Annotated in this window: 12 protein-coding genes; 3 read left to right on the top strand and 9 right to left on the bottom strand. The window is 68.8% G+C overall.

The features are described 5' to 3' along the window. Positions 1-5 precede the first annotated feature (5 nt). Complete coding sequence (locus LOK44_RS02320; protein ID WP_237568430.1) at positions 6-728, top strand: aspartate/glutamate racemase family protein; 723 nt, start codon at positions 6-8, stop codon at positions 726-728. A 9-nt stretch (positions 729-737) separates the two neighbouring features. Here the strand turns inward: LOK44_RS02320 and LOK44_RS02315 are convergent, their stop codons facing one another. Then, positions 738-1,565 carry a bifunctional allantoicase/(S)-ureidoglycine aminohydrolase gene (locus tag LOK44_RS02315; protein WP_237568423.1) on the bottom strand — a complete coding sequence of 276 codons (828 nt, stop codon included), beginning with the start codon at positions 1,563-1,565 and terminating at the stop codon, positions 738-740. After that, complete coding sequence (locus LOK44_RS02310; RefSeq protein ID WP_237568421.1) at positions 1,562-2,839, bottom strand: DUF6986 family protein; 1,278 nt, start codon at positions 2,837-2,839, stop codon at positions 1,562-1,564. The genes LOK44_RS02315 and LOK44_RS02310 overlap by 4 nt, the downstream gene beginning before the upstream one ends. A 176-nt stretch (positions 2,840-3,015) precedes the next feature. Here LOK44_RS02310 and LOK44_RS02305 point away from each other — a divergent pair, with 176 nt between their 5' ends. Then, complete coding sequence (locus LOK44_RS02305) at positions 3,016-3,774, top strand: IclR family transcriptional regulator (protein ID WP_237568419.1); 759 nt, start codon at positions 3,016-3,018, stop codon at positions 3,772-3,774. An 8-nt stretch (positions 3,775-3,782) separates the two neighbouring features. On the opposite strand, the gene LOK44_RS02300 is transcribed toward LOK44_RS02305, so the two are convergent. The 6 genes from LOK44_RS02300 to LOK44_RS02275 form a co-directional block, all read right to left on the bottom strand. Beyond that, positions 3,783-4,406, bottom strand: coding sequence for a TetR/AcrR family transcriptional regulator (locus LOK44_RS02300; protein ID WP_237568418.1), 624 nt, complete (start codon positions 4,404-4,406; stop codon positions 3,783-3,785). Positions 4,407-4,462: 56 nt separating this feature from the next. Further along, positions 4,463-5,101 carry a class II aldolase/adducin family protein gene (locus LOK44_RS02295; protein WP_237568416.1) on the bottom strand — a complete coding sequence of 213 codons (639 nt, stop codon included), beginning with the start codon at positions 5,099-5,101 and terminating at the stop codon, positions 4,463-4,465. Continuing rightward, positions 5,098-6,357, bottom strand: a complete 1,260-nt coding sequence (locus LOK44_RS02290; protein WP_237568414.1) for an aminotransferase class III-fold pyridoxal phosphate-dependent enzyme — start codon at positions 6,355-6,357, stop codon at positions 5,098-5,100. Before LOK44_RS02290 ends, LOK44_RS02295 begins: the two co-directional genes overlap by 4 nt. A gap of 31 nt (positions 6,358-6,388) precedes the next feature. Beyond that, positions 6,389-7,378 carry a carbohydrate kinase family protein gene (locus tag LOK44_RS02285; protein WP_237568412.1) on the bottom strand — a complete coding sequence of 330 codons (990 nt, stop codon included), beginning with the start codon at positions 7,376-7,378 and terminating at the stop codon, positions 6,389-6,391. Beyond that, entirely contained in the window at positions 7,375-8,850 is a 1,476-nt protein-coding gene (locus tag LOK44_RS02280; RefSeq protein WP_237568411.1) for an APC family permease, read from the bottom strand. Before LOK44_RS02280 ends, LOK44_RS02285 begins: the two co-directional genes overlap by 4 nt. A 213-nt stretch (positions 8,851-9,063) precedes the next feature. Then, complete coding sequence (locus tag LOK44_RS02275; RefSeq protein ID WP_308192698.1) at positions 9,064-9,606, bottom strand: TetR/AcrR family transcriptional regulator; 543 nt, start codon at positions 9,604-9,606, stop codon at positions 9,064-9,066. Between the two features lie 78 nt (positions 9,607-9,684). Here LOK44_RS02275 and LOK44_RS02270 point away from each other — a divergent pair, with 78 nt between their 5' ends. Further along, the gene (locus LOK44_RS02270) at positions 9,685-10,875 is read left to right on the top strand and encodes an MFS transporter (protein WP_237568410.1); all 1,191 of its coding nucleotides are present in this window, start codon (positions 9,685-9,687) and stop codon (positions 10,873-10,875) included. A 15-nt stretch (positions 10,876-10,890) separates the two neighbouring features. Here the strand turns inward: LOK44_RS02270 and dacB are convergent, their stop codons facing one another. Beyond that, positions 10,891-12,255: a D-alanyl-D-alanine carboxypeptidase/D-alanyl-D-alanine endopeptidase gene (dacB, locus tag LOK44_RS02265; RefSeq protein WP_237568409.1), complete on the bottom strand. Its 1,365-nt coding sequence runs from the start codon at positions 12,253-12,255 to the stop codon at positions 10,891-10,893. Between the last annotated feature and the right edge of the window lie 30 nt (positions 12,256-12,285).

Genomic DNA, 12,285 nt, shown 5'->3' with positions numbered 1-12,285 from the left:
CTGCCATGCGAATCCTCGTAGCCAACGTCAACACGACGGTCTCGATGACCGATGCCATCGCCGAGTCGGCGCGCAGTGTCGCGTCACCGGGTACCGAGATCGTCGGCATCACACCGCGTTTCGGTGCGGACTCGTGCGAGGGAAACTTCGAGAGCTATCTTGCGGCCATCGCCGTCATGGATGCGGTCACCTCGTATCCCGAGCCGTTCGACGCCGTGATCCAGGCCGGGTACGGCGAGCACGGTCGGGAGGGTCTGCAGGAGCTGCTCGACGTCCCGGTGGTCGACATCACCGAGGCGGCCGCGTCGACGGCGATGTATCTCGGACACAAGTATTCGGTCGTCACCACGCTCGACCGCACCGTCCCGCTGATCGAGGACCGTCTCAAGCTCGCGGGACTCGATGCACGATGCGCGTCGGTGCGGGCGTCCGGCCTCGGTGTACTCGAACTCGAGTCGGATCCGGGTCGGGCGGTCGAGGCGATCGTCCGCCAGGCGCGTGAGGCAGTGGAGAACGATCACGCGGAGGTGATCTGCCTCGGTTGCGGCGGCATGGCCGAACTCGAGGAGAAGGTGACGGCAGCGACCGGCGTCCCGATCGTCGACGGAGTGCGCGCGGCGGTCACCATCGCCGAAGGTCTGGTCCGGATGGGACTGTCCACGTCGAAGGTGCGTACCTACGCGACCCCCCGTGAGAAGAAGATCACGGGCTGGCCATTCCAGTTGTAGCGCAACGTATCAAAGCATGATCTGGCGGTTGACGTCCTTGTAGAGCAGGTAGCGGAAGTTGGACGGCCCGCCTGCGTAGCACGCCTGCGGGCAGAAGGCGCGCAGCGACAGGAAGTCGCCTGCCTGCACCTCCACCCAGTCCCCGTTGAGGTGGTAGACGGCCTTGCCCTCGAGCATCAGGAGGCCGTGTTCCATCACGTGGGTCTCGGCGAACGGAATGGTCCCGCCGGGCTCGAACGTGACGACGTTGACGTGCATGTCGTACCCGAGGTCCTGCGGGTCGAGCATGCGCGTCGTGCGCCACTTGCCGTCGGTCCCCGGCATGGCCGACGGTTCGATGTCCTGCTCGTTGCCGAACTTCACCGATACCGTGTGGCCCTCGACGGCCTCATACCGCTTGCGGATCCAGACGAACGTCGCGTCGGCGTCGCCGTCGTTGCGGGCCGACCAGTCGGTGCCTGCCGGGAGGTAGGCGAAGCCGCCCTCGGTGAGTGTCCGGGACTGGCCCGCAGCGTCGACGGTGAGTGCACCGGACGTGACGAACAGGAAGCTCTGCACCTCGGACTGCGGCTCGGGTCGCTGCGCCCCGCCGCCCGGCTTGACCTCGACGATGGCCTGGAAGTACGTCGTCGCACCACCGGCGACCGGCCGGTTGACGATCCATGCGCGCGTATCGGTCCACTCCGGGAACACCGAGGTGACGATGTCCGAGAGGACGCCGCGCGGGATCACCGTGTAGGCCTCGGTGACGATGGCGCGGTCGGTCAGCAGATCGGTCTGCGGGGGCAGGCCGCCGCGGGGCGTGTAGTACGACCCAGTGGTCGGTGGAGTAGTCATTGCGTGCTCCTGATCGGGCGGCCGAGCGCGATGTCGCGCGCGGTGGACATGGGGAGATCGGTGGCTGTCTCGATCTCGTCGACGGTGAGGGCGCCGCACACGCTGCCACGATGGATCACGTTGGCGAGTGCTCGGGCGGTGGCCGGCTCGTCCATGACGGTCGAGTCGAGCTGGTGGACGTAGTTGCGCAGGCGCGTGGCGGCGGGCGCGAAGGCGCCACGGTAGAACGCGTAGGTCACGAGGTATCGGGTGACGAGTTGGGCGGGGTGCATGTCCCAGCCCTGGTAGATGCCGCGTTCGAGGTGGCGCCGGACGAGGCGCGCGTGCAGCTGCCACGCCATGGCGACGTTGTCGGGGTCGCCGACCGGGAGGATGTTGGTCGAGCCATCGGACAGGTGCACACCGGTGCCTGCGACGGCGAGTTGCATGACGTTCTTGGCGTGGTCCGCCGCCGGATGCTCCATCGACTGGTAGGCGGCGGCGATGCCGAGGGACGCCGAGTAGTCGTAGGTCCCGTAGTGCAGCGCGCTGACGCGGCCTTGGCCGGCGTGGATGAACTGGGCGACGGGCGCGCGGCCATCGGCGCCGAGGATCGCCTGCGGTGTTTCGACCTGCACCTCGAAGCGGATGCGGCCGGCAGGCAGTCCGTTGGCACGTTCGAGCGCGCTCGCGACGGCGACCATCGCCTCGACCTGGTCGACGGACGTCACCTTGGGCAGGGTGAGGGTGAGGCCGTCGGGGAGGCCGCCCGAGTCGACGAGTCCGCTGACGAACATGTCGAGCGTGCGCAGTCCGCGGGCACGGGTGCCTGCCTCGAGGCACTTGAAGCGGGTGCCGACGAACGGGGTCGAGGTGCCCGAGTCGAGTGCGATCCGCAGTGCGGCGATCGCCCGTGCGACGTCGGCGTCCTCGGTCGCGTCGTCGAACGTGCCGTAGCCGTCTTCGAAGTCGATGCGGAGGTCTTCGATGGGCTCAGTGGCCAGCTTGTTCCCGACGAGGGCTGCGAGAGTCTCCGGCTCGCAGTCGGTTCCGCTGCCCGCGCCGACGAGCGAAGCCACCGCGTCGAGTCCGCCTGCATCATTCGCCGCAGCGAGAGCGGCGGATCCCCAGTCAGCGGGCATCGTCGCCGAGTAACGGTTGCCCGGGACGTAGACGGTGTGGACCGGTTGCCGACGGCCGTCGTCGCCGGGATATCCGGTCACCAGTCGCGCGTCGGCGTCGCAGAGGCGGCTGTCGACGTCGGCCAGCACGGCATCGTCGAGGCGTCGTGTCACCGTTGTCCCTTCCGTGGGTGGAAGTCCCCGTAACGACAGAATTCCACATTGTGGAGTTTAGCGCGAGGGTCAATGTCCGTGCGGTCACGACCATCCATCGTTCACAGATTCCGTATTGCGGAACCGTTTTTCAGGAGGTTGGATGGAACGACATTCGGCGGCTGGAAGTGGATCGCATGGCGGAGAAGTCGGGCGGCGTGCAGTCGGTGGAGCGCGCCTTCGAGTTGATGGAGCTGATCGGACGTGCGGGAGGGGAGTGCTCGCTGACGGAGTTGTCTGCGGAGTCTCCGCTACCGCCGCCGACCATCCACCGTCTCCTGCGCACGCTGGTCGGACTCGGCTACGTGCGACAACTGCCCAACCGCCGCTACGCCCTGGGCCCGAGGCTGATTCGGCTCGGTGAGGTGGCGAACCGTCAGTTGGGCGCGGTCGCCGGCCCGGTACTGCAGTCGCTGGTCGACGAACTGGCAGAAACGGCGAGCCTCGCGGTGCTCGACGGTGACATGGTGATCTACACCGGGCAGGTACCGTCGTCGAAGGTGATGCGGACCAACGAGGTCGGCAAGCGCGTCGGTCTGCACACGTCCGGTGTGGGCAAGGCCGTCCTGGGTGAACTGGACGATGCACGCATTCTCAAACTGGTTACGCAGTCCGGACTTCCGGCGCCGACCGGTAACAGTGCGTCGACCCTGTCTGCGGTGTTCGCGAACGTCGAACGCGTGCGGGCCGACGGCTACGCGGTCGACGACGAGGAGTTCGAGGTCGGTGTTCGCTCCGTCGCGATGGCTGTGCCGGGTGCTCCGACCCCGATGGCGATTGGCATCTCCGGCCCCTCGGCCCGTGTCGGCGACGAGTTCGTCGCTCGCGCCCTTCCAGCGCTGACGAAGGCAACCAGCGTGATATCCGAGGCCCTGATCGGGGCAAGGGAGCGATAGAGCCGCCGTCACCGTGCGGCGTCGAGTGCCTTCTCGTCGATCCGGAAGCCCATGGCCTCCAGTTGAACTCGCATCAGCTTCCTTTGGTGGGCAGCCGGAAGCCGCTTCGGGAACAGCTCGGCGTGCACCGACAATCCGTCGATGACGGCGATGAGCAGCTCGGCCACGTCGGCATCGGTCAGGTCGCTGTCGAGCCCTCCCGCTGCGCGGACGTCGGCGATCAAGCTGCGTATCCGCTTCAGCAGATCATTGGCAGCGTCGCGTTGGAACTCCCGCGAGGCGGGATTCGACACCGCGCGCGGCCAGAAGGTCATCTCCATCAGGGTTTCGACGCGGCGTTCCCGGTCCAGGGGGAGGTTCTGCATCAACATGGCCCACAGTCGGCCGAACTCGTCCTTGCCGCGCATGCTGTCCTCGACGCGGCTCATGAACTCGCGGTGCGTCTTCACCAGGATCGACTGCAGGATGTCGTCCTTGTCCTGGAAGTAGTGACTGAGGACCCCGTTGGAGTAGCCGGACTCGAGCGCGATCGCGCGGGTGGTGGTGTTGTCCAGACCCACGCTGTCGATGACCCGGATCGCCGCACGCAGGATCTCCTCGCGGCGTTCGTCGTGATCGACGATCTTCGGCATCGGGTCCCCTCGGCTGTCCGGCTGTGAACGAGTGTAGGACCCGGGCCGGATGACCCTCAGCGGCCGTAGGAAAGGCGTCGACTCTGTTCAGCGACGGCACTTAGATCGTCGTCGGTGAGGACCGCGGGTGTGCCGATGCCGGACGCTGCGAGATAGACGTCGCACACCCACTCGACGAGGCAGGCGTGCTCGACGGCCTCGGTCAGCGATCGTGCGCTGCTGACGGCACCGTGGTTGCGCATCAGAACGGTGCCGAAACCCCCTGCGACCGCAGCTCCCACCGCCTCGGCCAGCTCGTCGGAGCCGAACAGGAAGTAGGGAATGGTCGGTATCCGGCCGCCCAGCCGGAGCAGGTTGTAGTGCACCAGGGGCATCTGGTCGCACACCAACCCGACGGCGACGGAACTCCGCCCGTGGGTGTGGACCACGGCCTCGGCGGCCGAGCGCGCGTAGATACCAAGGTGCAACCCCGTCTCGGAGGACGGTCGGGAACCGACCAGGACGTCGCCGGCGAGGCTGACGACGGCGACGTCCTCCGCCCTCGCGGTCTCGAAGCGCATCCCCGCCCGGGTGATCAGGACACGATCGTCGATCCGCACGCTGACGTTGCCCGCGCCGGCCACGGCCACGCCCTGCGCTGCCAGGTCGCGACAGCGCGCCGCCACGTCACCACGCAGCGCCTGCAGGTTGCTCATGTGCGGGGGTACCGGGCGCGCAGCGCGCCGAAGGCGCCGTCGAGACCGGTGAGTGCCATGTCGAGGTCGCCGTCGGTCATCGCGGCCGAGACGAACCAATTGTGCTTGGGGTGCACGTAGACCCCGCGAGCCTGTGCCTCCGCGCTGAACGCGATGGACAGCTCGTAGTCGGAGTCGTTGCCGAACAACAGATTCGGCATCTGAGCGGGCCCGGTGTAGTGCACGTCGAAACCCCACCGCTCGGCGCTCTCGACGATGCCGGTGCGCAGGTGCTGCCCGAGGTCGCGCATCCGGGACACGGCGTCGCGGCGGGCCAACTCGGTGATGGTGGCGAGGCCGGCGGCCATGTCCACGGCTCCCATCCAGAACGAGCCGGTGACGAAGATGCCGCCGGCGGCGTCCCGGTAGCGGTCGGTGCCGGTGACCGCGGCCAGCGGGTAGCCGTTCGCGATCGCCTTGCTCCAGGGCGTCAGATCCACTCGTACGCCGAGGGGTTCCCAGCTGCCGCCATGGTGCAGCCGGAAACCGGCGCGGACGTCGTCGAGGATGAGCGCCGCGCCGATCTCGTCGCAGTAGGCGCGGACGTCCCGGGCGAAGGTGGGGTCGACGAACTCCTGGTCGAAGCCGGCATCGTGCCGGAAGGGGCTGACGATGATCGCGGCGACGTCGCCTGCCCGATCGCCGACGGCGGCGCGGATCGAGGCGACGTCGTTGAACCGGTACTGCAGCAGGTTGGCGCGGTCCGCGGCCGTGACGCCCGCGGGGAACGGGGTGCACCACGGGGCGGCGCCGTGGTAGGCGCCCTCGGCGACGAGGATCAACGCGCGGCCGGTCGCGGCGCGTGCGATCGTGCAGCACATCGTGGTGGCGTCGGTGCCGTTCTTGGCGAACATGGCCCAGTCGGCGTCGGCAACCGTCTCGACGAAGGCCTCCGCCAGCTCCACCATGATGGGCGCGGGGCCGTTGAGGCAATCGCCCTGTCGGCGTTGCTCTTCGGCGGCTGCCTCCACCACCGGATTGCCATGGCCGAGGATGACCGGACCCCAGCTGCACATCAGGTCGACGTACTCGTTGCCGTCCACGTCCCACAGCCGGGCACCCCGCGACCGCGCGATGAACTGGGGGATCGCCGGGAACGCGTTCATGTTCTCGTGGCCGTACATGCCGTTGGGCACGACGGCCTTGGCGCGGCGGCGCAGCTCGGCGTCGGCGCTGCGCTGACGCCGATCAGCGGTGACGTCGATGTCGGTGGTCACGGTGTTCTCCCTTTGGTGCGGTGAGTTCGGGTCAGGTGGTCGAGCGTGCGGCGGCGAGTTGGTCGGCGATGCGGTGGCCCGCCTCGGGGTTCGACGCGGAGACGAGGTTCAGCACGCCGTGAAGGTCCTCGATGCCGGCGTCGGATCCGAGTCCGGAGGCCACCAGCGCGCCACACGCGGAGCCGATGAGCGCGGCGTCCGCCGCGGAGCATCGGGACAGCAGGCCGGTGATCATCCCCGCGTTGAAGGAGTCGCCGCACCCGGTGGTGTCGACCACGGTGGTGGGCAGTGCCGGAACGGAGACCGGGTCGGCGTCCGGCCGCACCAGCAGGGCACCGTGTTCGCCGACGGTGACGGCGACGGCACCGACCCCACGTCCCAACAGGATTCGTGCGGCCTCGACGACGTCGTCGACGCCGGTGAGTCCGCGCAGCTGCTGATCGTTGGGCATGAACCAGTCGATCAGTGGCAACAGCGGACCGAGTAGTTCGAGCGTTTCGGGTCGTCCGGGATAGAGCAGGTCCACGAATATCGGTATTCCAGCGGCGCGTACGGCTCCGAACATGTCGATGCCCTCCGAATCCAGCAGTCGCGGTGTCGTTTCCGGCCCGCCGAAGAGGACCGCGTCTGCGGCGAGCAGGGCGGCGCCGTTCACGTCGGCCGGCCGAAGCGACGCCATCGCACCGGGGACATGCAGCGCGGGCCGTTCCCCGTTGGGCCGGATCGGGAGGATCGTCGACGCCGTCTTCTGCCCGTGCTGCATCACCAATCCCGTGGTGTCGACGCCGTATTCGTGGAGCTGTGTGACGAGGAGCCGCCCGAGGACGTCGTCTCCGATGGCCGCGAACGACGACACCGTGGCGCCGAGCTTGGCGAGGTCGACCGCCGCTCCGCCGCCGGTCCCGGCGACCGTGACGCGGATCTCGTCGAGGACGACACTGCCCTGTCCCGCGGGGATCTCGGAGACAGGACGGCCGAGGACGTCGATGAGGTGCGGGCCGATCACCGCCACGGCGCTCACGGCTGGGCTCGGCTCTCGGTCGGCGGCGCGGGATCGAAGTCGACGACGAGGTCGCGGCGACGGTGGTACACGACGAAGCCGATGACGAACGCCAACGGAATGCACCAGGGCAGCAGGTTCGGCAGCAGGGCGTCGGTTCCCGTGAGGACCGAGTAGTTGGCGATGATCAGGCCGGTGGCGGTGAGCAGCCCGAGCGCGCCGATGGCGGGGGCGATCAGCGTCTTCCAGAGCCGCCGGTCCCTGCGCTTGCGGAAGAACACCACCACGGTGACGGCCACCGCGCCCTGCATGGCCACGATGCCGACCGTGAACAGGCCGCCGAGGCTGGTGTAGACGCCGAGGTAGGGGTCGAGGCCGACGATCACGAACAGGGCCACCAGCACGGCGGTCAGCACCGACAGGGCCTCGCTCGCACGTGCCGGTCCCCGGTACCGCGGGTGTAGGACGCCCAGGAACCGCGGCATGGTGCCCTGGGCGCCCATCGTCTGCAGGTAGCGCGTCGTCGCATTGTGCAGCGCCACCAGCGATGCCAGGACGCTGGTGAGGAAGAAGACCTGCATCAGCGTCGTCAGCACGGTGCCACCTTGTTGACCCGAGAGGGTGAACAGGAGGTCGCCCTGCTCCTCCTGCGCCACGGGCACGATCTGGTTCACGCCGACCGAGCCGACGATGAGCCACACGGTGAGGAAGTAGAAGATCGAGATGACGCCGACGCACAGGTAGATGGCGCGCGGCACCGTCTTGCCGGGGTTGCGCGCCTCGTTGGCGTAGATGACCGCGGACTCGATGCCGATGAACGAGGTGAACGCGATCATCAGCGCGGGGCCGACACTGCCGGAGAACACCTGCTTCGGGGAGAAGACGTCCAGCGGGAACGCCGAGAGTCCACTGTGCGCGAGGATCAGGACGTCGAGCACGATCAGCATCGCGAACTCCGCGGCGATCATGACCAGCAGCACCTTCGCACTCAGGTCGGCGGCGTAGCGCCCGATCGTGCCGACGATCACCATGGCCACGATCGAGTACAGCCACCAGGGCAGGTCCACGCCGTACGGCTGCGCGATCACGTCGGCGAAGTATCCGGCGGCCGCGGTGATGGCGATCGTCCCCGATCCGTACGCCACGGTGGTCGCGTAGGCCGCGCCGAGACCCGCCCCGGGCCCGAATCCCGCGTGCACGTAGCGGGCGAATCCGCCTCCGCCGGGAACGGCCCGGTTGATCGCAACGTATCCCGCCGCGAAGCACGCGAGGACCAGGCCGGCCACCAGGAAGATGATGGGAAGGCCGGCACCGTTGCCCAGGGTGAAGCCGATCGGAGTGTTGCCGATGACGGATCCCAGCGGCGCGGCGCAGGCGATGACGAGGAGTGCGACGCGGCCGGTGCCGAGATTGGCCTTGAACCCGGTGGTGCCGACCACGGCCCCTGGATCTGCGGACGCCACGGGGGCGGCGTCCGGTGCGTGTGCTGACATTCGTCTTCTCCCAAGCGATCTCGCGGGCTGTTCGTGCCGGATGGCGGGATGCGCTCCGGCTCGTCGGTGACCTGGATCGCACGCTCTCAGGAACAGTAGACGGACGTCCGAAATAGAACAAGACCCGACGGACCTGTTAACCGAATGGAAACTCGTGGCCGGTTCAGGGACGGCGCGGGGCCTGCATGGGAGGCATGCGTCGCAGGCCTGGCGTCAAGACCGTTTGCCTGCGTTCGTGATTCGATCGACGACCTCGAGGATCCCCTCGTCGGCCTCCAGCAATTCCGGCAGCCCACCCAGGGCCCGGTTGAGGGCGTTGTAGTAGAGCCCGTCGCCGATCAACTTCACGGCGCGTGCGACGTCGAGGTCCCCGAGCGCGTCGTGCAGGAGATCCAGCCAGGCCTCCGATGCGGCCTCGATGGCCGCGCCTGCCCGGCCGTCGCCCGACTGTCGCAATCGGGATACGGCGACCAGTGCGCGGTCCAGTGGCGTGTCGGCATAGTGCGACGAGCGGACGTAGTACCGCGCAGGCCCTTCGTCCGCGGTGCGCATTGCCTCTGCGTCCTGAGCCGCCAGTGCCGCCAGGCGGTCGCAGAGTCCTACGGCCAGCTGATCCTTCGAGGGGAAGTGGTACAGCAGCCCACCCTTGGACACCTCCGCGCGAGCCGCGACGGCTTCGAGCGTCGCGTGACGCTCGCCTTCGGTGATCAGAAGGTCCGCGTACGCGTCGAGTATGCGATCCCGCGACGACGTCACACGCCCACCTTACGATCACGTCCAGCGCTTGTGTACCGTCTGGACGGTATAGCGCGTAGCGAGTAAAGGACGGCGACGATGGGCACCTACCGGAACTTGCTTGGGGTGCCGGGTGTCCTGAACGTGACGGCCGCGCAGTTGTTCGCCCGTCTTCCGCTGGGCATCCTGTCGCTAGCGATCCTGTTGCACGTTCAGGGTTTGACGGGGTCGTACGCGCTGGCCGGTGCCGTGGTGGCGAGCGTGGGCGTGGGGGAGGCCATCGCCATGCCGGTGACGGCGCGTCTCGCCGGACGCCTCGGGGTGGCGCGTACCTTGGCGACCGCCAGCGTCGTGAACGCTTCGGGCACAGTCGCTTTGGCGTTCGCCGGCTCCTCCGCCGGACTGCTGGTGGGGCTGGGTCTGCTCACGGGTGCCTCGATGCCACCGCTGATGCCGGTCGTGCGGGCTCTGTACCCGCGGATGGTTCCCGGTAACGAGGTGCGGACGCTGTTCGCCCTCGATACCACGGCGCAGGAACTGATCTGGGTCGTCGGCCCCGTCGCGGCCACCGTCCTCGCATCGACCATCGCCACCACGTTCCCGTTGCTCCTGTGCGCCGCAGTCGTGCTGCTGGGCACGGCGTGGTTCCTCCTCGGCTCCCGTGGATTTCATCCGGCGAAGGCGGTGAACCACACCAGGTTCGGCCGAATCCTGTTTCACCGGGCGGTCCTGCTGGCCGGGATCGCCAGCCTCGCCTTGGTCGCGTCGTTCACCGCACTGGAGGTCGGCATCATCGCGGCGCTCGGCAGCAACGGCCTCGTCGCGGGCGCGGCGATCGCCTCGGCCAGCGTCGGTTCGCTGATCGGGGGACTCCTGCTCGGACACCGTCAACTCGGCCTCAGCGGAGTCGTCGCAGCGCTCACCGCGGTTGGCCTGGGCGTTGCTCTCTACGGGGTCCTCGACAACCTCGCACTGCAGTTCGTCGCACTGCTCGTGTCCGGCGTCGGGTTCGCGCCTGCCATGTCGGTCCTGCACCTGATGGTGTCGCGAGAAATCAGTCAGCACGTGGCCACGGAGGCGTTCGGCTGGCTGAGCAGCGCCGCTATCGTGGGCGGCTCCATCGGCACCGCCCTGGCCGGCGTCGCGACCGACGCCCACGGTGCGCGCGGTGCCGTGATGGTGTCGGTCGGGTTGGCGGCGGTCGCCGCGATCAGCCCGCTGTTGGCGCGGGCATTCGGTCCGCTGCCCGGGCTGGCGAGGGTGCCGGAAGCGGCCGCTCGAAACTCTTAGCGGACCACGCCCTGCTCAGCGACAACCGCACAGCCGCAGCACCGTGGCCACCGCGTCGAGCGCGGGCTTGGCGACGTCCTGCATGGTGCCCGTCGACATCAAGGCGAACGTCAGCGCGCGACCGTCGACGTCGACGACGTATCCGGCGAGGGCGTTCACGTTGTCCAACGTGCCGGTCTTGGCGCGGATCCAGCCGGCCCCGGGTGAGGGCGCCACGAATCGGTCCCACAGCGTTCCGCTTCCGCCCCCGACGGCGAGATCGTCGACCATCGCGCGCAGCTTCTCGGACTGGTCGCCGGTCCCGGTAGCGGCCGCGACGACGTCGTCGACGACCCGGGCGGGGATGCGGTCGTCGGTCGAGAGGCCGCTGAGGTCCGACAGGTCCAGCCCGGCGAGGTCGACGCCCGCTTCGGTGAGTACGTCGGTCACCGCCTCGACGGCCCCGTCGAACGTCGCGGGCTTGTCTCGGGCGAGTGCCACCTCCCTCGCGATGGTCTCGGCGGTGACGTCGTCGGAGAGCACCATCATCTGGTGCAGGCGCACGCTGAGCGGTGCCGACCACACCCTCGCAACGGGACTGGCTCCCGGCGGTGCCTGGCCGGCCGTCACCGCCGACGGGTCGACCCCGAGCCGGTCGGCCAGCGCGCGGCCGGTGTCGAGTGCCGGTGTGGCGGTGCGGGGGGAGTACGTGACCAACGGTTGTCTGCGACCGCCGTCGAGCATCACCGGCTCGATCGGGGCGATGCTGCCGCCCTCGATGTCGATGGGGTTCCATCCGCGGGCCATGGTGGGCCCGGGGAACAGTGCGGTATCGACCACGATGCTTTGCGCGGGAACGCCCGAGGCAAGCACCTGCTCGGCGAGATCGTCGAGCCGCGGAGCATCGACGTAGTAGCCGGTTTCGCCTGCGGGCTGGGCGGTGAGGGTCGGGTCACCGCCGCCGACGAGCACCACCTGGCCGGGAACCGACCCGGGCACCACCGTGGTCGCCACGCGGTGTGCGGGTGACAGCGCCAGCAGCGCGGCCGCCGCCGTGAGCACCTTCGTCACCGAACCGGGCGTCTGCGGCAGGTCCGGGTTCTGCTGCCACAGCACGTCACCGGTCGTCGCGTCGGCGACGCGACCGGTCAGCAGGCCGAGATCGGGGTTGGCCAGAGCTGGTGCCAACGCTTCGGCCAGACCGGCGGAGGTGGGTGTGGGTGCGTCGGGGTTGAGCGTCGCGAACGGGGCTGCGGCGGCCGGCGACGGCCGGGGATCGGACGGCGCGGCCTCGGCTCCGCCGAAGTAGTCGCCGCGGGTGACGGCGACCGCGCCGACGGTCGATGCGGCCAATACGACGACGACGGCAGCGATGACAGTCGCCCGCCGCCGTGTGGTCACGCCCGATTGTCGACTACGCGACTCGTCGCG

It is taken from the genome of Mycolicibacterium lacusdiani (assembly GCF_021916785.1).
Lineage (GTDB): Bacteria > Actinomycetota > Actinomycetes > Mycobacteriales > Mycobacteriaceae > Mycobacterium > Mycobacterium lacusdiani.
Note: the sequence above shows the minus strand (reverse complement) of the source record. Positions and strands in the feature narration are given on the sequence as shown.

What these genes read in the sequence shown, in the direction of transcription:
- LOK44_RS02320 (WP_237568430.1), top strand. Translation starts at nt 6, where the DNA reads ATGCGAATCCTCGTAGCCAACGTCAACACGACGGTCTCGATGACCGAT.
- LOK44_RS02315 (WP_237568423.1), bottom strand. Translation starts at nt 1,565, where the DNA reads ATGACTACTCCACCGACCACTGGGTCGTACTACACGCCCCGCGGCGGC.
- LOK44_RS02305 (WP_237568419.1), top strand. Translation starts at nt 3,016, where the DNA reads ATGGCGGAGAAGTCGGGCGGCGTGCAGTCGGTGGAGCGCGCCTTCGAG.
- LOK44_RS02300 (WP_237568418.1), bottom strand. Translation starts at nt 4,406, where the DNA reads ATGCCGAAGATCGTCGATCACGACGAACGCCGCGAGGAGATCCTGCGT.
- LOK44_RS02295 (WP_237568416.1), bottom strand. Translation starts at nt 5,101, where the DNA reads ATGAGCAACCTGCAGGCGCTGCGTGGTGACGTGGCGGCGCGCTGTCGC.
- LOK44_RS02280 (WP_237568411.1), bottom strand. Translation starts at nt 8,850, where the DNA reads ATGTCAGCACACGCACCGGACGCCGCCCCCGTGGCGTCCGCAGATCCA.
- LOK44_RS02270 (WP_237568410.1), top strand. Translation starts at nt 9,685, where the DNA reads ATGGGCACCTACCGGAACTTGCTTGGGGTGCCGGGTGTCCTGAACGTG.